This window comes from Pseudomonas sp. B21-012 (assembly GCF_024749305.1).
Taxonomy (GTDB): Bacteria; Pseudomonadota; Gammaproteobacteria; order Pseudomonadales; family Pseudomonadaceae; genus Aquipseudomonas.
This window is the reverse complement of sequence record NZ_CP087197.1, coordinates 3,316,258-3,342,948: the sequence shown is the minus strand read 5'-3', so window position 1 is coordinate 3,342,948 and position 26,691 is coordinate 3,316,258. Positions and strand designations below refer to the sequence as shown.

General features: G+C 63.0%; 23 protein-coding genes. 8 read left to right on the top strand and 15 right to left on the bottom strand.

Annotated features, from left to right (window positions below):
• Positions 1-2: 2 nt before the first annotated feature.
• Positions 3-1,187 (bottom strand): acetyl-CoA C-acyltransferase family protein, encoded by a 1,185-nt coding sequence (locus tag LOY37_RS15200; RefSeq protein WP_045198067.1) that lies wholly within the window; start codon positions 1,185-1,187, stop codon positions 3-5.
• A gap of 170 nt (positions 1,188-1,357) precedes the next feature.
• Here LOY37_RS15200 and LOY37_RS15195 point away from each other — a divergent pair, with 170 nt between their 5' ends.
• Positions 1,358-2,389: an AraC family transcriptional regulator gene (locus tag LOY37_RS15195; RefSeq protein WP_258715144.1), complete on the top strand. Its 1,032-nt coding sequence runs from the start codon at positions 1,358-1,360 to the stop codon at positions 2,387-2,389.
• On the opposite strand, the gene LOY37_RS15190 is transcribed toward LOY37_RS15195, so the two are convergent.
• The 3 genes from LOY37_RS15190 to LOY37_RS15180 form a co-directional block, all read right to left on the bottom strand.
• Positions 2,358-3,887 (bottom strand): catalase, encoded by a 1,530-nt coding sequence (locus tag LOY37_RS15190; protein WP_093381921.1) that lies wholly within the window; start codon positions 3,885-3,887, stop codon positions 2,358-2,360. The genes LOY37_RS15195 and LOY37_RS15190 overlap by 32 nt on opposite strands.
• Before the next feature lie 160 nt (positions 3,888-4,047).
• Positions 4,048-4,932, bottom strand: coding sequence for a dihydrodipicolinate synthase family protein (locus LOY37_RS15185; protein ID WP_258715143.1), 885 nt, complete (start codon positions 4,930-4,932; stop codon positions 4,048-4,050).
• Between the two features lie 35 nt (positions 4,933-4,967).
• The gene (locus tag LOY37_RS15180; protein ID WP_195884321.1) at positions 4,968-5,750 is read right to left on the bottom strand and encodes an aldolase; all 783 of its coding nucleotides are present in this window, start codon (positions 5,748-5,750) and stop codon (positions 4,968-4,970) included.
• Positions 5,751-5,910: 160 nt separating this feature from the next.
• Here LOY37_RS15180 and LOY37_RS15175 point away from each other — a divergent pair, with 160 nt between their 5' ends.
• Positions 5,911-6,447: a helix-turn-helix domain-containing protein gene (locus LOY37_RS15175; protein ID WP_045198076.1), complete on the top strand. Its 537-nt coding sequence runs from the start codon at positions 5,911-5,913 to the stop codon at positions 6,445-6,447.
• 5 nt (positions 6,448-6,452) lie between these two features.
• Complete coding sequence (locus LOY37_RS15170; RefSeq protein ID WP_258715142.1) at positions 6,453-7,238, top strand: AraC family transcriptional regulator; 786 nt, start codon at positions 6,453-6,455, stop codon at positions 7,236-7,238.
• Here LOY37_RS15170 and LOY37_RS15165 read toward each other — a convergent pair.
• Positions 7,227-7,814 carry a LysE family translocator gene (locus tag LOY37_RS15165; RefSeq protein WP_258715141.1) on the bottom strand — a complete coding sequence of 196 codons (588 nt, stop codon included), beginning with the start codon at positions 7,812-7,814 and terminating at the stop codon, positions 7,227-7,229. The two genes, LOY37_RS15170 and LOY37_RS15165, sit on opposite strands and share 12 nt — an antisense overlap.
• Before the next feature lie 181 nt (positions 7,815-7,995).
• On the opposite strand from LOY37_RS15165, the gene LOY37_RS15160 reads away from it, so the two are divergent.
• Complete coding sequence (locus tag LOY37_RS15160) at positions 7,996-8,706, top strand: SDR family oxidoreductase (RefSeq protein ID WP_258715140.1); 711 nt, start codon at positions 7,996-7,998, stop codon at positions 8,704-8,706.
• Between the two features lie 201 nt (positions 8,707-8,907).
• Entirely contained in the window at positions 8,908-10,479 is a 1,572-nt protein-coding gene (locus tag LOY37_RS15155) for a TerC family protein (RefSeq protein WP_258715139.1), read from the top strand.
• On the opposite strand, the gene rarD is transcribed toward LOY37_RS15155, so the two are convergent.
• Positions 10,442-11,329, bottom strand: coding sequence for an EamA family transporter RarD (rarD, locus tag LOY37_RS15150; protein WP_258715138.1), 888 nt, complete (start codon positions 11,327-11,329; stop codon positions 10,442-10,444). The genes LOY37_RS15155 and rarD overlap by 38 nt on opposite strands.
• A gap of 61 nt (positions 11,330-11,390) precedes the next feature.
• Positions 11,391-12,962 (bottom strand): EAL domain-containing protein, encoded by a 1,572-nt coding sequence (locus tag LOY37_RS15145; protein WP_258715137.1) that lies wholly within the window; start codon positions 12,960-12,962, stop codon positions 11,391-11,393.
• A gap of 325 nt (positions 12,963-13,287) precedes the next feature.
• Between LOY37_RS15145 and hppD the strand changes: the two genes are divergently transcribed.
• Positions 13,288-14,364: a 4-hydroxyphenylpyruvate dioxygenase gene (gene hppD / locus LOY37_RS15140; protein WP_123566094.1), complete on the top strand. Its 1,077-nt coding sequence runs from the start codon at positions 13,288-13,290 to the stop codon at positions 14,362-14,364.
• Between the two features lie 63 nt (positions 14,365-14,427).
• Here hppD and LOY37_RS15135 read toward each other — a convergent pair whose 3' ends face one another.
• Both LOY37_RS15135 and LOY37_RS15130 read right to left on the bottom strand, forming a co-directional pair.
• Entirely contained in the window at positions 14,428-15,216 is a 789-nt protein-coding gene (locus LOY37_RS15135) for a CSS-motif domain-containing protein (RefSeq protein ID WP_258715136.1), read from the bottom strand.
• A gap of 137 nt (positions 15,217-15,353) precedes the next feature.
• Complete coding sequence (locus LOY37_RS15130) at positions 15,354-16,049, bottom strand: type 1 glutamine amidotransferase domain-containing protein (protein ID WP_258607006.1); 696 nt, start codon at positions 16,047-16,049, stop codon at positions 15,354-15,356.
• A 175-nt stretch (positions 16,050-16,224) separates the two neighbouring features.
• On the opposite strand from LOY37_RS15130, the gene LOY37_RS15125 reads away from it, so the two are divergent.
• Positions 16,225-16,662 (top strand): nucleoside deaminase, encoded by a 438-nt coding sequence (locus LOY37_RS15125; RefSeq protein WP_258717196.1) that lies wholly within the window; start codon positions 16,225-16,227, stop codon positions 16,660-16,662.
• 64 nt (positions 16,663-16,726) lie between these two features.
• Positions 16,727-18,754, top strand: a complete 2,028-nt coding sequence (locus LOY37_RS15120; RefSeq protein WP_258715135.1) for a PAS domain-containing sensor histidine kinase — start codon at positions 16,727-16,729, stop codon at positions 18,752-18,754.
• Here the strand turns inward: LOY37_RS15120 and LOY37_RS15115 are convergent.
• From LOY37_RS15115 to LOY37_RS15090, 6 genes are all read right to left on the bottom strand, one after another.
• Positions 18,715-19,674 carry a lysylphosphatidylglycerol synthase domain-containing protein gene (locus LOY37_RS15115; RefSeq protein ID WP_258715134.1) on the bottom strand — a complete coding sequence of 320 codons (960 nt, stop codon included), beginning with the start codon at positions 19,672-19,674 and terminating at the stop codon, positions 18,715-18,717. The genes LOY37_RS15120 and LOY37_RS15115 overlap by 40 nt on opposite strands.
• Complete coding sequence (gene clsB / locus LOY37_RS15110) at positions 19,671-20,882, bottom strand: cardiolipin synthase ClsB (RefSeq protein ID WP_258715133.1); 1,212 nt, start codon at positions 20,880-20,882, stop codon at positions 19,671-19,673. Before clsB ends, LOY37_RS15115 begins: the two co-directional genes overlap by 4 nt.
• Complete coding sequence (locus LOY37_RS15105) at positions 20,879-21,661, bottom strand: endonuclease/exonuclease/phosphatase family protein (protein ID WP_258715132.1); 783 nt, start codon at positions 21,659-21,661, stop codon at positions 20,879-20,881. Before LOY37_RS15105 ends, clsB begins: the two co-directional genes overlap by 4 nt.
• Complete coding sequence (locus LOY37_RS15100) at positions 21,658-23,292, bottom strand: ATP-binding protein (protein ID WP_258715131.1); 1,635 nt, start codon at positions 23,290-23,292, stop codon at positions 21,658-21,660. Before LOY37_RS15100 ends, LOY37_RS15105 begins: the two co-directional genes overlap by 4 nt.
• Before the next feature lie 121 nt (positions 23,293-23,413).
• The gene (locus LOY37_RS15095; protein ID WP_258715130.1) at positions 23,414-24,469 is read right to left on the bottom strand and encodes a tetratricopeptide repeat protein; all 1,056 of its coding nucleotides are present in this window, start codon (positions 24,467-24,469) and stop codon (positions 23,414-23,416) included.
• A gap of 866 nt (positions 24,470-25,335) precedes the next feature.
• Positions 25,336-26,463, bottom strand: coding sequence for an IS481 family transposase (locus LOY37_RS15090; RefSeq protein ID WP_258715123.1), 1,128 nt, complete (start codon positions 26,461-26,463; stop codon positions 25,336-25,338).
• Positions 26,464-26,691 lie beyond the last annotated feature (228 nt).

Sequence of the window (26,691 nt, the reverse complement as noted above, 5' to 3'; positions counted from 1 at the left end):
GCTCAGACGCGTTCGAAGACGATGGCGATACCTTGGCCGCCGCCAATGCACATGGTTGCCAGGGCGTAGCGGCCCTGGATGCGCTGCAGTTCATGAATGGCCTTGGTGGCGATGATCGCCCCGGTGGCGCCGACCGGATGGCCGAGGGAGATGCCCGAGCCGTTGGGGTTGACCTTTTCCGGGTCGAAGCCCAGTTCACCGGCAACCGCGCAGGCCTGGGCGGCAAAGGCTTCGTTGGATTCGATCACGTCGAGGTCGGCAACGCTCAGGCCGGCCTTGTCGAGCACCTTGCGGGTCGCCGGTACCGGGCCCAGGCCCATCAGCTCAGGTTCGACGCCGGCGTGTGCGTAGGCCACCAGGCGTGCCAGCGGCTGCAGGTTGTGGCGCTTGACGAAGTCACCTGTGGCCAGCACCAGGGCGCCGGCGCCGTCGTTCAGGCCGCTGGCATTACCGGCGGTGACCGTACCGTCCTTCTTGAACACCGCCTTCATGCCGGCCAGTTGCTCTGCGGTGACTTCGCCGCGCACATGTTCATCCACCTCGAAACGCACCGGGCCTTTGCGGCTGGGGATCTCGATCGGCACGATCTGGCTGGCGAAGCGGCCCTCGGCGATGGCGCGGGCGGCGCGGCGCTGGCTGGTCAGGGCCAGTTCGTCCTGCATCTGGCGGGTGATGCCATTGCGTTCGGCGACGTTTTCCGCGGTGATACCCATATGAAAGCCGGCGAACGGGTCGTGAAGGATGCCGAGCATATAGTCGATGCCCTGCAGGTCACCCATGCGTGCGCCCCAGCGGGCTTGCGGGAGCAGGTAAGGGCCGCGGCTCATGGATTCGGCGCCAGCGGCGACCACTGCTTCAGCGTCGCCCAGCAGCAGGCTTTGCGCCGCCGAGACAATGGCCTGCAGGCCCGAGCCACACAGGCGGTTGACGTTGAACGCCGGGGTTTCCTTGGGAATGCCGGCGTTCATGGCCGCTACCCGCGCCAGGTAGGCGTCGCGCGCCTCGGTCGGAATCACGTTGCCCATGACCACATGGCCGATCTGCTCGGGGGCAACGCCTGCACGTTCGATGGCGGCACGGGTCACGCTGCTGGCCAGGTCCGCCAGGGGCAGGTCCTTGAGGGCGCCGCCGAAGCTGCCGATGGCCGAGCGTACAGCGCTGACTACATAGATGTCCGGGGTATTCATGATCGACTCCAGTGTGCGAAAGCGTGGCGGGGCAGGCCCGGCGTCTGCCAGAATGCTGCCCGCAGCCACCTTCAGGTTGGCTTCGAGTCTAGGCAAAGCCTGCGTACGGGCCTATGCCATAACTGTCCAGTGACACTGGTATTTTTTGCCACACCCTTGCGGAATCCGCCATGCGGGAAAACGATACAGTCGCCGTCTATTTCGTCCATACCATGCTCCATGCCCTGCGCGCGCAACCGGCGCGGGCGGCGGCGCTGCTGGTCGAAGCCGGAATCGACCCGGCGCTGCTCCAAGCGCCTGGCGCACGGGTGCCAGCGTCTGCGTTTGCACGCCTGTGGTTGCTGCTGATCGAGACCCTTGACGACGAATTCTTCAACCTCGACAGCCATGGCATGCCGTTGGGCAGCTTTGCCCTGATCTGCCGCGGGCTGATCCAGGAACCTAACCTGGAAAGGGCGCTGCGCCAGTGCCTGAACAACTTTGCGTTGTTCTTGCGCGATATCCGCGGGCAGTTGACGATCAAGGGTGGGCGCGCGGTGATCAGCCTGCGCACTGGCATCGAAGATCCGCTGACCCGGGTCTACGCCGAGGAAACCTTTCTCGCCCTGGTGATCAGCCTGGCGTGCTGGCTGGTCGGGCGACGTGTGGTCATCGATCGAACGGCACTGGCCGACACACGCCCGGCCCAGGACGATGACCCGTTGCTGTGGGGCGCCAACGTGCAGATGGGCGGTGGCCGTACCGAGATCGAGTTTGCCGCCGATTACCTGCGCCTGCCGGTGGTCCAGGACCTGGCGGCGCTGAAGACCTTCCTGCGCAGCGCACCGCAGTGGCTGGTGATTCGCTACCGCAACCAGAATGGCCAGGTGGCCCAGGTGTACCGTTACCTGCGTGCCCGTCAGTACGGCCAGTGGCCGACCCTGCTGGCCATGGCCGAACGCCAGGGCCTGAGCCCCAGCAGCTTTCGCCGCCAGCTGGAGCGCGAGGGCCGTTCGTACCAGCAGATCAAGGATGAAGTGCGTCGGGCGATGGCCTTTGAGTGCCTGCGCCAGACGCACCTGAGTATTGCCGAAGTCGCCGAGCTCACCGGCTTCCAGGAGCCCAGTGCGTTCCACCGGGCGTTCAAGAAGTGGACCGGCGAGAGCCCCGGCAGTTACCGCCAGCGCATGCTCAGTCCCGCAGCTGCGCTGCCAGTTGCTTGACCCTTACCAGGTCGCCACCGGCAACCTTGGCCACGCCCTTGCCATAGGCAGGGTCGGCCTTGTACAGGTACGCGAGGATGAGGTGCTTGCTTTCGTCGTCGCTGCTGGCCAATGAGCCACCGAAGCTATTGATCAGGTCGCGGCGGTCGTTGGCGCTATAGGAGCGGAACAGCTCGCCGGCCTGCTTGAAGTTCTGCTGACGTTCGATGCCTTGCTGCTGGGTGCTGCCGCTCAAGGGTTGCTGGCTGTAACGTGCCGACTCGGTCGGGGGGCGTGGCATCAGGCGGCTGGGCTCGTAGTTGACCCCGCTGACACTACGCGCGCTGTTGAGGGCACCATCCTGATTGGCGTTATTGATCCTGACCCTGGGCTGATTGATTGGCAAACCGGCGGCATTGGCGCCGACCCGGTACATCTGGGTGTCGGCATAGGAGAACAGCCGGCCTTGCAGCAGGCGGTCTTCCGAAGGCTCGATGCCCGGCACCAGGTTGGAGGGCGCCAGGGCCACCTGCTCGGTTTCCTGGAAGAAGTTGCCGACATTGCGGTTGAGTACCATCTGCCCGACTTTTTGTTCAGGCACATCTGGCCAGATCTTGGTCGGGTCCAGTGGGTCGAAGTCAAAACCGGCGAGCTGCTCGGGCTTGAGCGTCTGGATGTACAGGTCCCACTTTGGATGATCACCACGATTGATCGAATTGACCAGGTCGTTGGTCATGTGGCTGAAGTCATGCCCCTGAATCTTGGCCACTTCGCCAGGGCTCAGGTTTTTCTGACCTTGCAGGGTTTTCCAGCGAAACTTCACGTAGGTGATTTCGCCATCGCGGTTGACGAACTTGTAGGCATGCACGCTGTTGCCATCCATGTGCCGGTAGCTCAGCGGCGTGCCTTCGTTGGAGTAGAGCAACGTCAGGGTGCGGGTGGCTTCGGGCATGTGCGAGAGCAGGTCGAAGCGGCGCGCGTCATTGCCAAGGTTGGTGCGCGGGTCGGGCTTGAAGGCGTGAACCATGTCCGGGAACTTGATGGCATCACGAATGAAGAAGGTCGGGAAGTTATTGCCGACCAGGTCCCAGTTGCCATCGGTGGTGTAGAAACGTGTGGCAAAGCCGCGCGGGTCGCGCAGGGTTTCCGGGGAATGAAGGCCGTGCACCACCGAGGAGAAGCGCACGAACACCGGGGTTCGCTCCCCCGGGGTGAATACCTTGGCCTGGGTCAGTGCGGAAATATCGGCGCTGGCGGTGAACTCGCCATGGGCACCGGTACCGCGGGCATGCACCACACGCTCAGGCACCCGCTCGCGATCAAAACGCTGCAGCTTCTGGATCAACTGCACGTCCTGCAGCAGGGTGGGGCCGGTACTGCCAGCGGTCTGCGAGTTCTGGTTGTCGCCCACCGGGGCGCCATTGTCGCGAGTTAGCGGGGCGGCGAATGCCGTGCTGGCAATCAATACGGCCGAGGCGAGTACGCCCAGCGTAAAGCCTGAAAAACGTCGGGTGCTCATGGTGACTGTCCTGTCATGGGTTAGAGCAGCCGATGATAGAAACGGCAGGACACCAGCCCCAGATGGGCTTTCTTCAAGCAGTGTCGGACTTCTCCGGAACTGCTGGGTGACTCTGCATCGGTCCCCGGCACTGTTGCAGTGCCGGGTTGTTACGGTCGTCCTACAGCATGTGTTTGAGCAGTTGTTGCAAGTGCGCCTGACCTGCGTTGTCGAGAGCAAACACCGGCCGCCGCGGCTCACCCACCGGCAAACCGGTCATGCCCAGACCCGCCTTGATGGTTGCCGGCAGGCCACCTTTGAGGATGAACTCCAGCAGCGGCAATTGACGGTAGAACACCGCCTTGGCTGTGCCCAGGTCGTTGGCCTGGACGGCCTGGTAAAGCTGCTGGTTGAGGGCCGGGATCAGGTTCGCAGCGGCGGTGCACCAGCCGCTGGCGCCGGCCACGAAGGCTTCCAGGGCCAGCGGGTTGCAGCCGTTGTAGAACGGCACCTTGCCTTCACCCAGTAGCTGCAGCTTGTGCATGCGCTGGATGTCGCCGGTGCTCTCCTTGACCATGGTGACGTTTTCGACCTCGCGCACGATGCGCAGGATCAGTTCCACCGACATGTCGGTACCGCTGGTGGCCGGGTTGTTGTAGAGCATGATCGGCAGCTCGATGCTGGCGCCAATGGCCCGGTAGTGCTCGAGTATCTCCTCCTCGGTGAGCTTCCAGTAGGCGGCCGGCAGCACCATCACCGCATCGGCACCGTGTTCCTGGGCAAAGCGCGCGCGGCGAATGGCACCGGCGGTGGTCAGGTCGGAGACGCTGACGATGGTCGGTACTCGCCCGGCGATCTGGCGCAGGCTGAAGGCGGCTACCTGCTGCCATTCCAGATCGCTCAGGTAGGCGCCTTCGCCGGTGCTGCCCAGTGGCGCAATGGCGTGAACGCCACCCTCGATCAGGCGCTCGATCGAGCGGCCCAGGGCCTCGAGGTCAAGCTGTTCGCCGTCGGCGCTGAACGGGGTGATGGTGTAGCCGATGATGCCGTGAAAAGTCTTGGACATGAAATCTACTCCGCAAGGTCAGTGACAGGCTTGGTTCAGTTCAGGCAGTCGCCATGTACCCGCAGGCATTGGCGCGCATAGTAGTTGAAGGCGGCGCTGTGGCGCTTGGGCCGGGAGATCCAGTCGTGGGCTTCACGACCCAGCTCAGGGGCGATCGGCTTGATGCTGCCGGCGGCCATGGCCAGCAGTTGCAGCTTGGCGGCGCGCTCGATCAACTGGGCGATCACGCAGGCTTCCTCGATGCTGGCACCGGTCGACAACTGGCCGTGGTGCGACAGCAGGATGGCGCGCTTGTCGCCCAGGGCGGCGCTGATGATCTCGCCTTCTTCGTTGCCCACCGGCACGCCGGGCCAGGCCTCGAGGAACGCGCAATCGTCGTACAGCGGGCAGAGGTCCATGTGCGAGACCTCAAGTGGCACTTCCAGCATCGACAGGGCGGCGACGTGGGTCGGGTGGGTGTGGATGATGCAGTGCACATCCGGGCGGGCACGGTACACCCAGCTGTGGAAGCGGTTGGCCGGGTTGGGCATGCCCTGGCCTTCGAGCACGTCCAGGTCTTCGTTGACCAGCAACAGGTTGCTGGCGGTGATTTCGTCGAAACCCAGGCCCAGTTGCTGGGTGTAGAAGGTGCCTGGCTGCGGGCCGCGGGCGCTGATCTGCCCGGCCAGGCCGGAGTCGTGGCCGTTGTCGAACAGAATCCGGCAGGTCAGTGCCAGCTTTTCGCGCACAGTCCACGTATTATCGGCAAGCGAGCCTTGCATCTGCTTAAGGGCCTGCTGGATCAGTTGGTCCTTGGGGAGTGCCATTGTCTTGGCCATGGGGCTATCCTCGGTGGCGTGATGGAGTGTCACGGCTGGCCCGCCCCGGTTGCTTGGAAGGTGACGGGGTGGTCAACCGCATGACACAATCAAGGCTATATGACACAAGGTGTCATTAGCAAGAAAATACTTGCCCATGGCATTGGGAAAATCGCGTCACATGTCTATCCGATTGAAACTGTTGAGAAAAAAACTGGGTATTACCCTGGAGGCGCTGGCTGAAACGGCTGGCATGACCAAGAGTTACCTGTCCAAGGTTGAGCGCGGCTTGAATACGCCCTCCATCGCTGCAGCGTTGAAGCTGGCGCGTGCCTTGAACGTCAATGTCGAGGAGCTGTTTGCCGAAGACCAGCCAGGCCAGGCCCGCTACAGCCTGGTGCGCAGCCATGAACGCCAGGCGGTGTCGGGGCAGGGGCCGGGTTATTCGGTGCTGGCCAAGCAGATCGGCAGCCGCAGCCTGCTGCCGTTCATCATCAGCCCGCCGCCGGAGTTCAGCGATGCCTCGTTCAAGGAGCACCTTGGCGAGGAGTTCCTGTTCGTCCATGAAGGCCAGGTCGAGGTCGACTTCATGAACGAGCGAGTGATCCTCGAGCGTGGCGATGCCCTGTATTTCAACGCCCAGACCCCGCACCGCCTGCGTTCGTTGGGGCCGGTGCAGGCCCAGTTGCTGGTGGTGGTGCACGACGCCGAGGGCTGAAGCCTATGCACGCAAATTCGCGATTCTGGCGTAACCCGGCGCTGCCCTTCGTTGAAGTGCGCAGCGTCGCCGATGGTCGCAAGGTCTGTTACGCGGCGCATTCGCACGAGAGTTTCTCGATTGGTGCGATTACCGCAGGGCGCAGTACCTACATCAGTGGCGACCGCCAGCAGCAAGTGGCTGCCGGCACCGTGGTGCTGATGAACCCCGGAGTGGTGCACACCTGCAATCCCATCGAGGGCGAGCCCTGGTCCTACCTGATGCTGTTCATCGACTGGGCCTGGTTGCAGGGCCTGGGTTTCTCGCCGCTGGCGGCTGTCAGCAGCACCGAGGCGGGGCTGTTCGATGATTTGCTGCAGCTGTTTGCCGTGCTACTGGATGAGCAGCAGCCGCCAGTTGGTAAAGAGGCGGCACTGCGAGTGTTTTGCAGCGCACTGAGCCTGCGCCTGGGCGAAAGCGCAAGCGCGCTGGGCCAGGGCGACCCGCGCCTGCTGGCCGCAGCCGAATTCATCCGCGCGCACTGCACCGAGCCTTTGCGCCTTGAAGACATCAGCCGCGCTGCCGGCTTGTCCGCGTCCTACCTGATCCGTGCGTTCAAGCAGCAGTTCGGCTTGACGCCCCATGGCTACCTGCTCGATCAACGGGTGCACTATGCCCGTGCCCAGTTGCGCCGCGGGCGGTTGATCGCCGAGGTGGCACTGGAGGCAGGTTTTGCCGACCAGGCGCACTTGCAGCGTGCCTTCAAGCGCCACCTGGCGGCGACGCCTGGGCACTATCGTTCAGCCCACTAGCAGGTACAGCGCGCTGGCCAGCAACAACAGCGCCAGGCAGCGGTTGAACCGGCGCATACGCTGGGCATTGCTCAGGGAGTGGCTGATTGCACTGCCGGCCCAGGCCCAGCTGGCAATCGACAGAAAACAGATTACCAGGTAGATCGCGCTGAACTGCCACAACCGGCTGCTATCGCCCTCGCCGACATAGGCACCGATGCCGGCCACGCAGGCCAGCCAGGCCTTGGGGTTGAGCCATTGCAGGGTGGCACCGGCAAGCACCGAGGGCGCGCTCTTAGCGCCGCCAGCGCCCAGCTCGCCATTGTCGCTGGCCAGTTTCCAGGCCATGTACAACAAGAACACCACGCCGGCCCAGTGCAACACTTGGGTCATGGCCGGCCAATGGCGCAGCAACTGGTGCAAGCCAAGGCCGATCAGCACCAGCAGCAGGACAAAGCCGAGGGTTGCGCCGCTGACATGCCGCAAGCTGGCGCGAAAGCCGTGGCGGGCGCCGGCGCTGAGGGCGACGATATTGACCGGGCCGGGGGAGATTGAGGCGGCCAGGGCGAAGGCGGCCATTGATAACATCAGGCTCATGAGGGGTATCCAGCAGTGGAAGACCGGCACAGCCTAAGGCGCAGTGAGCGGCCGGGTATTGAAGAAAATTACCCTGGATATCTTCAAGCAATGGTTACAGGTGCTTGGCGTACAGCCTGGTTTTTCCCTGATTGCTCGCAGAGCAAGATGTAATCACTTCAAAGCACAGGCAGTGATCATCATGTACAACGCTCATCAATCCTTGTTGCACCAGACCGTGCTGGTGCTCGGCGGCGCCAGCGGTATCGGCGCGGCGGTAGCGCGCCAGGCCAGGGCACGTGGGGCACGGGTCATCGTTGCCAGCCGCCAGGCGGTAAGCCCGGGCGAGGGGATCGAGGCATGTGTTGCCGATATCACCGATACCCGGGCGCTGCAGGCGCTGTTTGCCGGCGTTGGCACCGTCGATCATCTGGTCATCAGCGCTGGCCCCGCCGTGCAGGCCAGGCCCCTGGCGCAGAGCGACCTGCAACTGGCGCGCGAGGCTTTCGAGGTGAAGTTCTGGGGCGCCTTGCAGGCGATCCAGCTGGCGTTGCCGCACCTTTCGGCGCACGCCAGCATCAGCCTGACCTCGGGGTTGCTGTCACGCAAGTTCGTCGCCGGGCAGATGATCAAGACCACCCTCAATGCGGCGCTCGAAGCCCTGGCCAGGCAACTGGCCAAAGAGCTTGCACCACGCCGGGTCAACGTTGTCAGCCCGGGGCTGACCGAAACCGAAGCCTACGCCGGGATGGACGCCGAGTCGCGGCAGGCGATGTTCGCCCGCGCCGGCGCGGGCCTGCCGGTCGGACGGGTGGGGGCGGCGGATGAAGTGGCGGCGGGGTATCTGCTGGCCATGGAGAACGGCTTCATGACCGCCAGCGTCATTGATATCGATGGTGGTGGGTTGATCTAGGCAGTTGTGGGAACGGGTGGGTACAGAATTTGAAATAGTTTCGCGCTGTGAGAAAAGCCTGCTGAAATTGTAGGATCACATCCCCAATTGATTTCAGGTTGATATGACTTCGTTCTCGGAGCCTCCCAGTACCCGGCCGTCCCGGCCATTCTCCCGTCCTTGCGACGTTTTCCGCCCGTTCTCGCACATGAGTAATCGCCCATGGAATGGCTAGCCGACCCCACGGCCTGGCTGGGCCTTGCCACGCTGATTGTGCTCGAACTGGTACTGGGTATCGACAACCTGGTGTTCATCGCCATCCTCGCCGACAAACTGCCGCCCCATCAGCGCGACCGTGCGCGGGTGATCGGCCTGTCGCTGGCGCTGATCATGCGCCTGGGCCTGCTGGCCAGTATCTCGTGGATGGTGACCCTCACCGCGCCGCTGTTCGAGGTGTTCGGCAAGAGCTTCTCCGGGCGCGATCTGATCATGCTCTTCGGTGGTGTGTTCCTGTTGTTCAAGGCCACCATGGAGTTGCACGAGCGCCTCGAAGGCCACGTTGCGCAGAACACCGGCAGTGTGCGCCATGCCGCGTTCTGGCCGATCGTTGCGCAGATCGTGGTGCTCGATGCAGTGTTCTCCCTCGACGCGGTGATCACCGCCGTGGGCATGGTCGAAGAGTTGTCGATCATGATGATCGCGGTGATCTTCTCCATCGGCATCATGATCGTTGCCAGCAAGCCGTTGACCCGCTTCGTCAACAATCACCCGACGGTGATCATGCTGTGCCTGGGCTTCTTGATGATGATCGGCTTTAGCCTCACCGCCGAGGGCCTGGGCTTTCATATTCCCAAAGGCTACCTGTACGCGGCCATTGGCTTCTCGATTCTGATCGAGCTGTTCAACCAGCTGGCCCGGGCGCGGCGCAAGCGCAGCCTGCAGCAACACCGGCCGCTGCGTGAGCGCACCGCCCACGCGGTCCTGCGCCTTTTGGGCGGGCGCCGGGTCGGGGCCGATGATGTCGGCGAGGAAATTGCCGACCTGGTCGAAGGTGGCGAAGAACAGGTGCTGTTCGACCGCCGCGAACGGGTGATGATCAGCGGCGTGCTGAACCTGGCCGAACGGCCGATCAAGACGGTGATGACGGTGCGCGCCGAGGTCGATGCCATCGACCTGGCGCAGCCGGCCGAGGCGATTCGTACCGCACTGATGCATTCGTCCTACTCGCGCCTGCCGTTGATTCGTGACGGGCGTATCGAAGAACCGCTGGGCTTCGTGCACAAGAAGGAGCTGCTCAAGGAACTGCTGGCCGGTAATCAGCCTGACCTCGAGAGCCTGGCCCGGGCGCCGGTGAACCTGCTGGAGAGTTTCAGCATCCTCAACGCCCTGGAGCAGATGCGCAGCCAATCGACGCACATCGCCTTCGTGGTCAACGAGTTCGGTGATTTCACCGGGGTGCTGACCATGACCGACATCCTTGAGTCCATTGCCGGTGAACTGCCCGATGCCAGTGAGGTGGAAGGCCCGGGCATCGTCGAGGACGGCCACGGCTTTGTCGTCAGCGGCGCCCTGAACCTCAGCCAGATCCAGGCACGCACCGGTTTTGCCGCCAAGCCCACCGAGGACTACCAGACCCTCGCCGGCCTGGTCATGAGCCTGCTCGATCGCTTGCCGATGGTCGGCGACAGCCTGGTGTGGAACAACTGGCAAATGACCGTGGTCGCGGTGGAGGAGCGCCGCGTGCGCCAGGTGCGCCTTACACCGAACGCCGCCGTTGACGCAGCAGGTGCCTGACGCCTTCGGCGATCAATACCAGCACCGCCAGCCAGATCGGCACGTAGGTCAGCCACTGGTCGGGGCCGATGGTCTCGCCCAGCAGCAGGGCCACGGCCACCAGCAGCACCGGCTCGACATAGCTGAGCAGGCCGAACAGGCTGAAGGCCAGCAGGCGGCTGGCCAGCACATAGCAGATCAGCGCCAGGGCGCTGATCACCCCAAGCAGCGGGATCAGGCCGTACAGCCCCGGATGCGCGGCCAGGTCCTGGGCTGACAGCGGCCCCTGGATGACAAAGTACAGCGCCGCCGGCAGCAGCAGGCACATGTCGGCCCACAAGCCGCCAAGGTGATCGGTCGCGCATTTGCGCCGCAGCACGAAGTACAGCGGGTAGCCTGCGGCGACCAGCAAGGTCTCCCAGGCAAAGCTGCCGTGCTGGTAGAGCTCATGGCCGACGCCGGTCATCGCGCAGGCTACCGCGACTTTCTGCAGCCGCGACAATTGTTCGCCATACACCAGGCGGCCGGTCAGGACCATGGTCAGCGGCAACAGGAAGTAGCCCAGCGACACTTCCAGGCTGCGCCCGTGCAACGGCGCCCAGAGGAACAGCCAGAGTTGCACACCCATCAGCGATGAAGTGCCCAGCAGGCCGAGCAACAGCAACGGCGTGCGCCGAACCCGCGCGAGCAAGCCGGTGACCAGCGGCCAGTCGCGGGTAAACAGCATGAACAGGGTAACGCAGGGCAAGGTCAGGAGCATGCGCCAGCCGAACACCTCCTCGCCATCGAGCGGGGTGAGCAGCGAGGTGTAGTAGTACATCACGGCAAACAGGAACGAGGCCGTGACCGATGTAATGATGCCTTTTGACACAAATGCCTCGGTTACAGAAGAAAACAGAGCGGGGAACCCGCCATGATCTCAGGGCGCAGGCCTAACCGGCAACCTTCGCGACCTGCGGCGCGGTTTCGGCCTGGGCCGCCAGGGCGGCGACAAAGTCCTCGATCGGCATCGGCCGGGCAAACAGGTAACCCTGCTGGAAATCGACATTGTGGCGCGCCAGGTAATCGCGCTGGGTTTCGTTCTCGACGCCTTCGGCGACGATGCCCAGCTCAAGCTTGGCCGACAGTTCGATAATGCTGTCGAGAATGTGCAGCGACAACGCATCGACCCCGATCAGGGCGACGAAGCTTTGGTCAATCTTCAGGTAATCGACCTTGAACTGGCGCAAGTAGCTGAGGCTGGACTGGCCGGTGCCAAAGTCGTCGATGGCGATCATCACCCCCAGTTCGTGGAGTTTGCCGAACAGCGTCTGGGTAACTTCGCTGGGGGCGATCAGCTTGCGTTCGGTCAGCTCCAGGGTCAGCAATACCCGGCCAGGCGGGAAGGCGCCGAGAAAGGCCCGGCAGTCGTCGTACAGGGCCAGGTCCTGGCAATGATCGGCGGTGATGTTGATGCCGACATGAAAACCCTCGCCCATCAATGCGGCATGCGGCGCCAGCAAGTGCGCAGTGCGCTGCATGAGCATGCGCGTCATCGGTACGATCTGGCCGCTGTGCTCGGCGTAGGGAATGAACAGGTCGGGGCGCACCAGACCGTCGCGCGGGTGCTGCCAGCGCATCAGCACTTCGGCGCCGGCCCAGCGGTAGTCGCCCTTGCGCACCACTGGCTGGAAGTACGGCAAGAACTCGTTGGCTTCCATGGCCCGCTGCAGCTCGGCCCGTGGGGAGCTGGCACGGCGCAGCATCCAGCGGCATACGGTACCGGCAATCACCCCGAGAAACACCAGCAGGCCGAACAGGGCAGGGTATTCATCGCGCATTACCTGGCCGACCTTGCCTGGCGCATAACCGCTGTGGATCGAGAACGGGTAGTGGCTGGAGGTCAGGCGCACTGGCGCGACCTCAGCGGCGGGGGTGATCCCTTCATGCACCACGCCGTCCTTGCCCATCCAGTAACGGCCCACCTGTAGCAGCAACTGGGTCTGCGGGCCGATCAGGCGCAGGGCGGTCAGCAGGTGGTCACCATCGACGGTAGTGATGGCGCCGCGCTCGCCTTCATAGACCCGATACACCAGCAATGGGTGGCCAGGAGTCACCGAGTTGCCGTTCATCAGCCAGAGCTTGCCGTCTACATAGTCGCTGGCATTGACCGGTTCGCTGTAGGGGCCGAACAGCGAGCTGCAATACAGCTCGTTGCGGTACACCAGGTTGGTCGAGCGTACGAACGAGCGGCGGGTGACCTGGTCGCGCAGGGCCAGTTTCTCTTCCACGCACGGCATTCCGGCCAAGGGCAGCAACGACCTGGCCGCGCCAGAAATGTTGTCGAGGATCAGCTCTACCTGGGCCACCACTTGCTGCGCCGTGGCGCGGCTGCGGGCGTCCAGTTCGCGCTGGGCCTGCAGGTGCATGATCAGCAGCCCGCACAGCACCGGCACCGCGCCCACTACCCAGGGCAGCAGAGCACGCAGGGTCCAGCGTCCGGGGCGTTTTACCGTGAGCGGCATGGCAGCTAACCTGTACAAGCGGAGGGAAGTAAACGGCTGTGTGCCAAGGATAGCCGTTCGTCGCCGCTCGGGCGTCAACTAAAGTGCGGACAAAACGTTTTACGCACTGTAGAATCCCGTTACGCATACAATAATAAGGTTCTCCACCTTCGGGGAATCAACCCGCCGAGAATGGGTCCATATGAAGTGTCATGGGTTCAAGCTGATCTATGGTGACTACCTCGCCAGAAGTGTGAGGGGCATCTCTTGCGCGCCACCACGCCTGCTCGACATCGATAGCAATTAACGACCGTTATTTACCCGCTTTGATGATGAGGAAACGAGCATGGCTGATATCTTTGAAAACCCGATGGGCCTGATGGGCTTTGAATTCATCGAGTTCGCATCGCCGACCCCGGGCGCCCTGGAACCGATCTTCCAGATCATGGGCTTCACCAAGGTGGCTACCCACCGTTCCAAGGACGTGCACCTGTACCGCCAGGGCGGTATCAACCTGATCCTGAACAACGAACCGAAAAGCGTCGCCTCGTACTTTGCCGCCGAGCATGGTCCGTCGGTGTGCGGCATGGCCTTCCGTGTGCGTAACGCCCACGAAGCCTACGCCCGCGCCCTGGAGCTGGGCGCCCAGCCGGTCGAGATCGAAACCGGGCCGATGGAGCTGCGTTTGCCGGCGATCAAGGGCATTGGCGGTGCGCCGCTGTACCTGATCGACCGTTTCGAGGAAGGCAGTTCGATCTATGACATCGACTTCAACTTCATCGAAGGTGTCGATCGTCACCCGGTCGGTGCGGGCCTGAAGATCATCGATCACCTGACCCATAACGTTTATCGCGGGCGCATGGCCTACTGGGCCGGCTTCTACGAGAAGCTGTTCAACTTCCGCGAAATCCGTTACTTCGACATCAAGGGCGAATACACCGGCCTGACCTCCAAGGCCATGACCGCGCCGGATGGCATGATCCGTATCCCGCTGAACGAAGAGTCGTCCAAGGGCGCCGGGCAGATCGAAGAGTTCCTCATGCAGTTCAACGGCGAGGGCATCCAGCACGTGGCCTTCCTCAGCGACAACCTGCTCGAGAGCTGGGATGCCCTGAAAAAGCTCGGCATGCGCTTCATGACCGCGCCGCCAGACACCTACTACGAGATGCTCGAAGGGCGTCTGCCGGGCCATGGCGAGCCGGTCGGCGAACTGCAGGCCCGTGGCATCCTGCTCGATGGCTCCTCCGAGGCCGGTGACAAGCGCCTGCTGCTGCAGATCTTCTCCGAAACCCTGATGGGCCCGGTGTTCTTCGAGTTCATCCAGCGCAAGGGTGACGATGGCTTCGGCGAAGGCAACTTCAAGGCCCTGTTCGAGTCGATCGAGCGTGACCAGGTCCGTCGCGGTGTACTCAGTACCGACTGATCCGGACCGTCACTGAAAAAGGCCATTGAGCAAACGCTCAATGGCCTTTTTTCATGGTGGAGCTCACGCTGTTTTTCGTCGTTGCCTGAACAGCCCCCAGTAGGCCACGGCGCAGGTGATAATGCCGACCAGAAGCAAGGAAGGCGCTGTGGAGGCCATGGCCTGGCTGAGCATCTTGCTGGTGTGGCCATCGGGGTAGCCGGCGTGGACGGTGTAGCCGTACTTCTCCGAGACCATGCGCTGGCTGTTTTCTTCATGGTTGGGTACCTGCTTGGCGCTGCCACTGCCGGTTGCCCAGACAAAATCGCTGCCGAACTGCAGGGCCAGGACAATGGCGTTCTTGAAGCCCTGCAGTTCTGTTTGCAGGGAGCGCGCATCGCTGATGGCGATGACGCCCATGGGATATTCCTGCAGGCGGTAGTGCAGCACCGGCATGTCCGGGGTGATTTCGTTGCGCGAGTCCAGGCGCAGGCGCTGGTTGAAGTAGCTGCCCGGGTCGATTGCCGTGTCGATGCTGCCGAGCAGGGTGCTGCAGTAGGCACGGTTTTCTCGGGTCAGCACCAGCGAGCGCACGCTTGGCTGCCTCAGCGCTTCCTGGCGCAGAGTCGGGAGGATTTTCTCGCAGGGTTGCCCGACCAACCCGAGCACAGCATTGCTGGAGCCGTGCATGGCATCGAAGACCCGGTCGATAGCATAGATAGCCTCGACCACAGACACCTCGGCGGTTTCTTCCTGCTTGCGCTCGACCTGCAGGGCCAACACCAGAAGGCCACAGGCCACGGGCGCCAGGCCGATCAGCAGGGTTATCAGAAACTCGAGCAGGCTGCGGCCGGCAAGACGGGTTGGAGCCATGAGTGCACCTCTATGCTGAACAAGAGCCCGACCTTCCTGGTCGGGTGACACTCGTCAGCATAAAGAGCGCAATCAGCGGCGGATGTAGGCCGCGTTTACCCTCGGCGAAGTATCTATCGGCAAGCCAAGTAGGCGCCTCAGCGCTTTTTCAGTGCGGCCACCACCAGGTCAGCCACCGCGCCCCCGGAGGCGGGATTCTGTCCGGTAATCAAGCGTCCGTCTTTCTGGTCGGCGATGGCGAAGGCCTGCCACGGCTCTTCTGCCTTGCGGTACAAACCGCCGCGGGCCTTGAGCTCGGTTTCGGTGAGGTAAGGCACCACTTTGTCCAGTTCGGCCAGTTTCTCTTCGGTATCGGAAAAACCGGTGACTTCGCGGTCCTTGACCAGCAAGGTGTTGTCACTGAGCTTGATATTGAGCAGGCCAACCGCGCCATGGCACACCGAGGCCACTACGCCGCCGGCCTCGAAGATGCGCCGGGCCAGGTCCTGCAGCCCACTGTTGTCGGGAAAGTCCCAGATCACCCCATGACCGCCGGCATAATAAATGGCGCTGTAGTCCTGGGCCTTGACCTCGCCGGGGCTCAGGGTCTTGCCCAGGCGGTTCATGAACGCCTTGTCCTGGTACCACTGCCAGTCGATATCTGCGGCCATCTGCAGGCTGTGCGGGTCAATCGGCACGTAACCGCCGCTGGGGCTGAGGTAATCGACCTTGTAGCCGGCGTTTTCGACCTTGTCGACAAAGTGCACCGCCTCGCCCAGCCACAATCCGGTGGCGCGCTTAAGCGTCGGGTATTTGGCCGTATTGGTCAGCACCACCAGTATTTTCTTGCTCATCGCAACGCTCCCTATACTGGAACGGACCCGGACTGCCCAGGTCGCAGAGGAGAAACCTGTTCAGCATAGTAGCGACTGGCATGGATGCCATTCCTTGCTGGCGGTATGCTAGCCTGCGAAGAAAACCGCTTTGCCACAGGGAGTCGACCAACCGATGAGCACGTTGAACCAAGACATAGATGCGTTCATGCAGGCTGCTATCGATGAGGCCCAACTGGGCCGTAAAGAAGACGGCATACCGATCGGGTCGGTGCTGGTACACAATAACCAGATCATCGGCCGTGGCCACAACCGCCGGGTCCAGAAGGGCAGCGCGATCCTGCACGGCGAAATGGACGCTCTGGAAAACGCCGGCCGCCAGCCGGCCAGGGTTTATCGCGAGGCGACCCTGTACACCACCTTGTCGCCATGCCCGATGTGCAGCGGGGCGATCCTGCTGTATGGCATCAAACGCGTGATTGTTGGTGAAAACCAGACCTTCATGGGTGAGGAAGCGCTGCTCAAGGCCCGCGGCGTCGATGTGCAGGTGCTGCACAATGATAACTGCGTCAAGATGATGCGCGATTTTATCAAGGACAGCCCCGAACTCTGGAACGAAGATATCGGCGTTTAGGTCCGATTGTTCAGGCCCCCACCGTCAGCCGAGCTTGCCCATGCCAGGATCAATGAGTGTAAAGGTGCGTAACCACGACTGGGCCAGTACCGCCCTTGGGCCTTTGCACCTGTGGCCGGCGCCCTTGCGCATTGCCGTGGACATGCTGCTGGCGTCCAAATTCCCCGGTTGCCTGGTCTGGGGGCCGCAGTTGGTGACCATTTACAACGATGCCTTCAAGCCGATCCTCGGGGCCAAGCCCGAGGCACTGGGACGCGGGTTTGACGAGGTGTGGAGCGAGGCCTGGGAGAACATCGGCGCGCTGGTCTTCCGTACCCTGTCGGGGGAGGCGATCTTCATCGAGAACTTCCCGTTGATGATCAATCGCAACGGCAGCCTCGAGCAGGCCTATTTCACCTTCTGCTACAGCCCCATTCGAGACGAGCGCGGGGCGGTGGCCGGCTTTCTCGACACGGTGATCGAAACCACCGCCAGCGTCGAATCGGCGCAGCAGTGGCGTCACCTGGCCAATACCTTCGAGCGCCAGGTGCAGGAGCGCACCTGCGATCGAAACCATTTCTGGGACTTGTCCGGCGACATCATGGTGATTGTCCTGCCGGATTTGCGCATCAGTGCGGTCAACCCGGCCTGGAGCCAGATCCTTGGCTGGGCAGCAGACGAGGTGCTGGACACCTCGATCATGGACTTGCTGCATGCCGACGACCAACCGCAAGTCGCCTCGCTGGTTGAGCGCCTGCGCGCCGGCCAGCGCACCGAGAACACCATCAGCCGCTTGCGTCACAAGGACGGGCACTACCGTTGGTTCAACTGGGCAGCGGTACCCTCGCAGCTTGGTTTTACCGCCGTGGGCACCGACATCAGCCAGGAGCGCGAGCGCGAAGAGGCGCTGCGTCACGCTGAAGAACTGTTGCGCCAGAGCCAGAAGATGGAAGCCATCGGCCAACTGTCCGGCGGCATGGCCCATGACTTCAATAACCTGTTGACCGGCATCAGCGGCAGCCTGGAGTTGCTCGAGCGACGCATTGCCCAGGGTAATGTGGATAATCTGCAGGTCTACCTTGATGCCGCTCGGGGTGCGGCCAAGCGTGCCGCCACGCTCACCCACCGCTTGCTTGCCTTCTCCCGGCGCCAGGCGCTCGACCCCAAGCCCGTCTGTGTCAACCAACTGGTGCAGGACATCGAGCAGTTGGTCCAGCAGACCGTGGGTAGCCATATCGATCTGCAGGTCCAGGTGGAGCCGGCGCCCTGGTGGGTACTGATTGATGCCAACCAGCTGGAAAATGCCCTGATCAACCTGTGCATCAATGCCCGCGATGCCATGGGCGCCGGTGGCTGCCTGCGCATCACCACCGCTAACGAACGTCACGAGCTGGCCCTGGAGGGCGAAGATAGCCTGGGCCCGGGCGATTACTTTGCCTTGCAGGTGCAGGACAACGGCCACGGCATGAACGCCGATATCGTCGCACGGGCCTTTGACCCGTTCTTTACCACCAAGCCGGTCGGCCAGGGCACCGGGCTTGGCTTGTCGATGGTCTATGGCTTTGTCCGTCAGTCAGGGGGCCGGGTGTGGATCGATTCGAGCCCTGGCCAGGGTACCCGGGTGAAGGTCCTCCTGCCGCGCTATGTGGGCGAGCTGCCGCAGCCACTGGCCGGCGAGCCGGGGCGCAAGCGCTACCCACGCGCCAATGGCGAACGCATCCTGCTGGTCGACGACGAGAGTACCTTGCGCTTGCTGATCAAGGAGGCGCTGGAGGAGGAGGGCTTCGAGGTGTTTACCGCCGCTGACGCCAACAGCGCGCTGCAGCAGTATCGCCAGTTGGGCACGGTTGACCTGCTGATCACCGATATCGGTCTGCCAGGCGGCTTCAGTGGCCGTCAGGTGGCCAATGCCCTGCGCATGCTGCAGGCGCAGCAGAAGGTGCTGTTGATCACCGGCTTCGCCGAACAGGAAGTGACCGACCAGGAGGTGCTGGAGCCCGGCATCGCCCTGATGACCAAGCCCTTTGCCCTGCAAGACCTGGTGTACCAGGTACACCAGATGCTCGAGCCGGTTCAGCCGGTGGTTTGCGAACTTTCCCCGCTGGCGCGCTGACTGGCCAGGCGCTCGAGCATCAGGTAGGTCAGCGTGGCTACCAGCAACGGCAACAAAAAGTAGATCGCCCGGTAGCCAATCAGCGCCGCCAGCAGCGTGCCCTTGCCGTAGGTGCCTTGCAGCAGGGTCAAAAACACCGTCTCGAGTACCCCAAGCCCGGCCGGAATATGAGTAATGACCCCGGCAATGCTGCTGATCATCAGTACCGCCAGCACGGTCGGGTAGCTAGCCCCCTTGGGCAGCAGGATGAACACCACCAGCGCCATCAACGACCAGTTCAGAGCGCCCATCACCACTTGCAACGCCGCCAGACGGATGCCTGGCAGGGTGATCTGCTGCTTGCGAAAGTGCCAGGTGCGGCGAGTAGCGAAGGCGCACGCCAGCAAGTAAGCCATGACCACCAACAACAGCGCTGCACCGATCAGGCGCAGGCCGGTATTGCCGATCTCCATGCCCGCTGGCAACTTCGGCAGCCCGCAGACGAACAAGCTGCCGGCCACCGCGAAATAGCCTGCCCAGTTGGTCAACAGCCCCAGGCTGAGGATCCGGGTGATGGTCGCGACCTTGAGGCCGAGGCGGCTGTACAAACGGTAGCGCAGGGCGATGCCGCCGACCCAGGCGCTGAGGTTGAGGTTGAAGGCGTAGCACACGAACGCCAGCGGCAACACCTGGCGCGCCGGCAAATGATGCCCGGTGTAGTAGCGCCCGAGCAGGTCGAAGCTGCTGAACAGGGCAAAGCTGCACAGGGTTACGCCTGCAGCCATTGCCAGGGTGCGCCAGCGATAGGAGGCCAGGGCCTGGTACACCTCTTGCCAGTCGAGGTTTTTCAGCACGCTGAACAGCAGCACCGGCACCAGGATGAAGAACGCCAGGGTCAGCGCCTGGCGGGCACGGCGCCAGTGCTTATGCTGCCTGCTCATGTCGGCTTGCCCGCAGGTTGCTCGCCGTCATACAGCGGCTTGAGCCGTGGTACATGGGCCGGCAGCCAGCCGATCACGGCCGGGAATCGGCGGATGAAGTGAAAGGTCAAAAAGATCAGCGGCGCCCGCCACCAGTAGCCACGCAGTGCCCGCTGCAGGCTCACCGGTTTGCAGCGGTGGGCGGTAAGCTCCTGCAGGTGTTCATGCAGGCGGCTGTTGAAGGTCTGGTCGCGGATGACCAGGTTGGCCTCAAGGTTCAGGGCCAGGCTCAAAGGGTCGAGATTGCTTGAGCCGACCGTCGACCAGTGCCGGTCCACCAGTGCCACCTTGCCGTGCAAGGGCCGTTCGCAGTACTCGAAAATGCGCACGCCGTCGCGGATCAGGTAGTTGTACAGCAAGCGCGAGCACAAACGCACCCAGGGCATGTCGGGCATACCCTGCAGCACCAGGGTAACCTTCACGCCCCGGCGCGCGGCGTTGCGGATCGCCCGCAGCAGGCGGTAGCCGGGAAAGAAGTAGGCATTGGCAATGGTGATCCGCTCGCGGGCGCCGTTCAGCGCCCGCAAGTAGTGCTGTTCGATGTCGTTGGGGTGATCCTGGTTATCGCGGATGCACAGGGTCATGCTTGCCTGTTCGCTGTCGGCGGCGATCGGTAGCCGGCGTTGCCACCAGCGCCGGGTTCCGGGCTTGAGCGCGCTCTGTTGCTCCAGCAGGGTCAAGGTGGCGCGCTGCAGGTCGGCGACGATCGGCCCGCGCACTTGTACCGCGTAGTCCTGCTTGGCCATCGGTCCGAAATCGGCCAGGTGATCGGCGCAATAATTGATGCCGCCAACAAAACCGACCTCGCCATCGACCACCAGGATCTTGCGGTGCAGGCGGCGAAACAGATTGGTGCGCATGCCCAGGCGTTTCGGGCTCGGGTCGAAGGCCTGCAAATGCACGCCGGCGTCGCTGAGCTCGCGCAGGTAGTCAAGGCTCAGGTCTGCGGTGCCATAACCGTCGACCAGCATCTCGACCTTTACCCCGCGCCGGGCGGCGGCGATCAACAGTTGCTGCAACTGCTTGCCGACCTTGTCTTCAAAGATGATGAAGGTTTCCAGGAGAATTTCCGCCCGGGCCTGCTCGATCGCGGCAAAGGCGCTGGCGAAATAGTCCTCGCCGTTGATCAGCAGTTGCACCTGGTTGTCAGGTCGCCATTGGCTGTTCACAAGAGCACCTCCACTGCCAATGGCAGGTGATCGGACAGGTGGGTCCAGGGCTTGCGCGCCATGACCTTGGGCGCCTGTGCGCGGGCATTGCGCAGGTAGATGCGGTCCAGGCGCAACAGCGGCCAGCGTGCCGGAAAACTGCGTGCCGGGCGACCATGGGCCTGGCTGAACACTTCATTCAGGCCGCATTCGGCCAGTAATGCATCCGCGCGCTGGCGCCAGTCATTGAAGTCGCCGGCGACGATCACCGGCGCGTCGATCGGCAGGCTGTGCAGTAATTCGCAGAGCAGGTGCAACTGCTGCTGGCGCTGGCGCTCGTCCAGACCCAGGTGCACACAGACGGTATGCAGCTCGCACTCGGCGGGCAAGGCCAGTACCGAATGCAGCAAGCCGCGCTGCTCGGTGCCATGGACGCTGACATCGAGGTTGGCGTGGCGCCGGATCGGGTATTTCGACAGCAGGGCATTGCCGTGTTCGCCGTCCGGATACACCGCATTGCGGCCATAGGCGAATTCTGGCCAGAGGCTGTCGGCAAGAAACTCATATTGCGGCACATCCGACCAGTTGCGGTGGCGCAGAGCGTGCTTGCGGTGGCTGCCGAGCACTTCCTGGAGGAACACCAGGTCGGCGTTTTCGCTGCGTACCGCCTCACGCAGTTCTGGCAGCACGTAGTAACGGTTAAGCGCGCTGAAGCCCTTGTGCGCATTGACCGTCAGCACCCGCACCCGCTGCACGGCCGGCGCCGCCGCCAGGGCGGCGCTGGGTTGCACCTGGCTCATGAGGCGCTGCCCTTGCCGAGCATCTGCGCGACCTTAGCGGTCAACTGGGCGAACTCGAAGGGTTTGCAGATCATCTGCATGCCGGGGTCAAGAAAGCCGCCGCGGGCTACCGCGGTTTCGGCGTAACCGGTGATGAACAGCACCTTGAGTTGCGGGCGCAGTTGCCGGCCGATTTCCGCCAGTTGCCGACCGTTCATGCCTGGCAGCCCGACGTCGCTGACCAGCAGGTCGACGGCTTCTCCGGCCTGCAGAATGGCCAGGGCGACATTGGCATCCTCGGCCACCTTGCACGGGTAACCCTGGTCACTCAGCACCTGATGCACCAACTGGCGCACAGCGGGGTCGTCCTCGACGATCAGCACCGTGTGGCTGTTGCCGCAAGGTGGCGCCGGCGTTGCTGGCTCTTCGCTTTCACGGTTGGGTGCGGCGTGGCGCGGCAGGTAGACATCGACCCGGGTGCCGTGGCCGATGCGGCTTTGCAGCGCCACATGGCCCTGGGACTGCTTGCTGAAGCCATACACCATCGACAGCCCCAGGCCCGTTCCCTGGCCGATTGGCTTGGTGGTGAAGAACGGGTCGAAAGCGCGGTCCAGGGTACTTTGCGGCATGCCACAGCCATTATCGTTGAAGCTGATCAGCACATAGTCGCCAGCGGCCAGCGAGTGGCCACCGAACAGGCTGCCGTCCTGGCGCTGATTGCTGGCGCTGACGGTCAGGCGCCCGCCGTTGGGCATGGCGTCGTGGGCGTTGCTGAGCAAGTTGCCGAGGGCTTCCTGCAGCTGCGCCGGGTCGGCTTCCACGGCCCACAGATCCGCCTCGATATGCAGTTGCAGCTTGATCTGCGGGTCAAGCAACGGCTGCAGGCGCTCGGCCGTGAGCAGGGTGGCAACTTCCACGGGCTGGGCATCGAGCGATTGCCGGCTGGAAAACGCCAGCAGGCGGTGGGTCATGCTGGCGGCGCGCTTGACCGCCGCCTGGCTGAGGCTGAGCAGGGCGGGCAGGGCGTCGTGGCGACCCTGCTGCAGGCGTTTGCCGATCATTTCCAGGCTGCCGCCGATGCCGGTCAGCAGGTTGTTGAAGTCATGGGCGACGCCGCCTGCGAGCTGACCGATGGCTTCCATTTTCTGCGCCTGGCGCAGGTACTGTTCTTCTTCGCGCAACTGGCGCAATTGCTCTTCGACCCGTTGGCTCTGGCGCTCCAGTTCCTGGCCCTGGTTGCGTGCCTGGTACTGGCGCCGCCGCGCGCGCAACGAGGAATGGGTCAGGGCCAGCAGGTTGTCGGGTTCGAATGGATACTGCAGCAGGAACAGGTTGCCGAGCGCGGCGTGCTGGCTTTGCGGCGGGCTCTGGCCCTGGACCGGCGGCCCCGTCAGCAGCACCACCGGCAAGTCCGACCAAACCGGCTGCTTGCCCAGGTAAAGGTGCAAAGGCGAGCGCACGCTGCCGTCCAGGCAAGTGTCGGCAATGATCGCCAGGCCCACGCCTTGCTCCAGGGCAAGGCCCAGGTCTTCCATGCTGGCCGCTTGCAGCGCCTGGATGCCGGCCTGGTCGAGCAGGCGCTGGGCCAGCTGGCTAAGCTGGGCCGGGGCCAGGATCAGCGCTCGTTCGGCATTGGCTAACGCGTCGCCCACGGGTGTTCTCCTTTGATAACGCTCAGGCAAGCACCGCCGGTGCCTGCCGTGTTCGCACTATCTCTGGACCACAGGCTGGGTTGAGGGGTTCAACCGGGTTGTCAGACGGTCGTTTGCAAGCCTACAGGCCTTGCTGCACCAACGGATCGTCGGGGTTCTGCTGCTCCAGCTGGGCTAACAGCACCTGCACATTCTGCAACTGGCCGGTCTCTTTCCAGTACTCGATCAGCAGCACCCGGGCCTTGCGGTTGGCCGGTTGCCGGGCAAGGATGGTTTCCAGTTGCTTTTGCGCGGCGTCGACCTGCTCCAGCTGATGCAGGCTGGTGGCCAGGGTGTAGCGGTAGTCATTGTTGTCCGGCTCCAGCTCCAGGGCCCGGGCAAAGGCCAGCAGGGCGTATTCGTCCTGGCCGTGGCGCAGCAGCCAGCGGCCCAGTTCATGTTGTAGAAAGGCCGAGTCGGGACGTTGTTGCAAGGCCTTGGCCAGCACCTGGCGCGAGGCGTCGGTCTGGTTCTGGCGCTCCAGCAACTGCACCTGCGCGGCCAGTGCCTCGAGGTTGTCCGGCGCCAGCTGCAAGGTGCGCTCAAGCGCCTGCGCGGCCTCCTGGTAGCTGTTTTCATGCAGGTACAGCTGCGCCAGGTGCAACTGCGCGCTGGCATCGTCGTCGCGCTGCGCCAGCACCTGCTGATACTGCTCCAGCACCTCTTGCAGCGGGCCGAAGTACAGGCCGATGTCATCGGCGCTGAGCCCCAGCAGGGCATCGACCACGGCAAAGCGTACGCTTTGCTCCTCATCATCGAGCAACGGCCCGAGCACCAGGCTGCGCTGGGCGCCGGGCAGCATCGCCTGGATACTGGCGATGGCCGCGCGACGCACCAGCGGCTCGTCATGCTGCAGGTCGCGGCTGGCCAGCTTCAATGCCAGCGGCGAGGGGTAGTTGGGCAGTTCGGCGTACAGGCTGGCGCGGCGGATCGGCGACAGGTCATTGCGCCCCAGTTGCTGGTAGAGCACCCGGGCGGCGCCGGGCTGGCCGTCATGGGCCATGGTCAGGGCCTTGGTGTAGCTGTGCTTGAGGGCAGGCGTCGGCGCCGGGCTGTCGTCACGCCAGAAATAGCCACCCAGGCCGAGGATGATGAGCAGGGTCAGGCTGATAAGCGTGTACTGGCGCTGTTTCGACATGGTGAATCCGAAGCGTGTCGCGGCTGCAAAGGCTTGAGCTTGGGTCACGAGGGCCGGTGGCGTCAAATGTAAAAGGGGGGGGGGGCCCTATCGCGGGGCAAGCCCGCGCCTACAGATATCGCAGCGATGCCAAACCTGTAGGCGCGGGCTTGCCCCGCGATCGGCCATAAAAAAGGTTCTTCACGGAATCCCGGGGGCTATGATTCTTGGGTTGGGTTGCGGGCTTATCCATTCGGTGTGGCGCCGCTGTTGGCCCCTTCCGCCCTTACGGCGGGTCCCTTTTGTTCTTGGCAAAAGGAACCAAAACCGCTCGCTCCAGCATACGGCCCTACGCTGCGCTCCGGGTTCCTTCGCTACGGTGCCTTCCAGGGGCATCGCGGCCTACGACTTGCTTCGCCAAGTCTACGTCTCGCGACTTCGGCCTCGGCCGAAGGGTGCTACGCACCAGCCCCCTCCAGACACCTACGCTCAGCCTCCTGAAGTCGCGAAGTCACGGGCGGCGCCTGCACTGACGTATCTGCGAAAGCAGATGTTGGCGAAGCCATGCTGACGCAGGAGCGGGACAGCCCGCTGATAAAACGAGCACCAACTTGATCTTGATAGACATGCACGCACTTCCAGACGCCGCGAAAAGCGACTTCAGGAGGCCGAGCGTAGGTGCCTGTAGGGGCGGTGCGCAGCCGAAGACGCGAGATGTAGACTTGCGAAGCAAGTCGTAGGCCGCGATGCCCCGGAAGGTGCCGTAGCGAGGGGACCCGAAGCGCAGCGTAGGGCCGTATGCAGGAGCAAGCGGTTTTGCCTACTTCTTCCCAAGATGTATGGACCGGAGACATCGCTGACACATGTACGGGGACATGGTTGACACATTATCGCTTGCCATCCGGGTTGTTGAAATCGATGGTTCTCAGCTTGCGGTGGCAGAAGTAGACGTCGAAGTGATCAGGTCCCTTCTCGCTCGGGCGCAAAGCCAAAATGTGGCCCACCAGCGCTTTTGCTATCCGGAATGAGCGCTTCCTGAAGCGGAACTGACTATCGTAGGGTTTGACTAGGATATCTTCGGGTCCGTATTCAAAGGTTGGTACCCGGCTTGGAAACGGCCGTGTGCTCATCTGGTAGCGCTCCCTCGGTACTTGGTAGTCCAACTGCTGGTGGGGTCGCTTGTAGTTGTAGACGCCACGCCACAGGTCGAACGCCTCCTGCGCCTCCCGCAAATCACGGAAGGTGCGGTCCCTGAGCACCTCTGTCTTGAGCGTTCGGTGGAAGCGCTCGTCTTTACCGTTGGTCTGTGGGTGCCCTGGCCGGCTGAAGGTCAAGCGTATGCCCAGACGCACTATCCAGATCCCTAGTGGCGTCAGCTCTCCAGGGTTTCGTGGTGCCCCCCAGGGCGCGCCATTGTCTGCGTTGATCTGCAGGGGAAGGCCATACCGCCTGAACAGATCGGTCAGGTGCTCCTGGACCAATTCGGTTCGCTGATGCGCACAGGCTTGAATCGCCAAGTTGAAGCGCGAGTGATCATCGATCAACGTCAACGGGTAGCACGGCCCCTGACCTGTCTGGAAGAAGCCTTTGAAGTCGATCTGCCAGAGATCATTAGGAGCCTCGCGTTCATAGCGTTTCCACGGCGTAGCTGCAGCACTGGCTTCGGAGGTGATCAGCCCGTGGCGATGCAGAACATTGGTGACGGTACTGGCGCAAATGCGCTGACCCAGTAGATGCCTGATCTTGCGGCCACCCCAGGCAGGGTGCTCCTTGCGGATGGCGATCACTTCTTTCTCAAGCCCACGATCCGTCAGCCTAGGGCTGCTGGCAGGTTTTCTGGATCGTTCCAAAAGGCCTGCCGCACCCTCCTGCCGGTAGCGGTTAAGCCACTTGTAACCTGTCTGGGGACTGATACCGAAGCGTCGGCACAACTCCCTGACATTGGCGTCTGGGTGATTGGCCAGATGAACGAACTCTTCTCTCAAGCTCATGGCGTCTCTCGCGTTCCAAGGCATGGTCGAATTCCCGGCAGGTTTGCTTGCCGAAAAGTGTCAACCATGTCCCCGTACACCTGTCCACCATGTGTCCGGTCCATACACCAAGAGAAAAGTAGGCCGCCGTAAAGGCGGAAGGGGCCAGCAGCAGCCCCACACTGAATGGATAAACTCGCAGCCTCAACATCCCAACCCGGGATTCCGTGAAGACCCATAAAAAGCCCCGCAAGCGGGGCAAAAGGCCGGTCA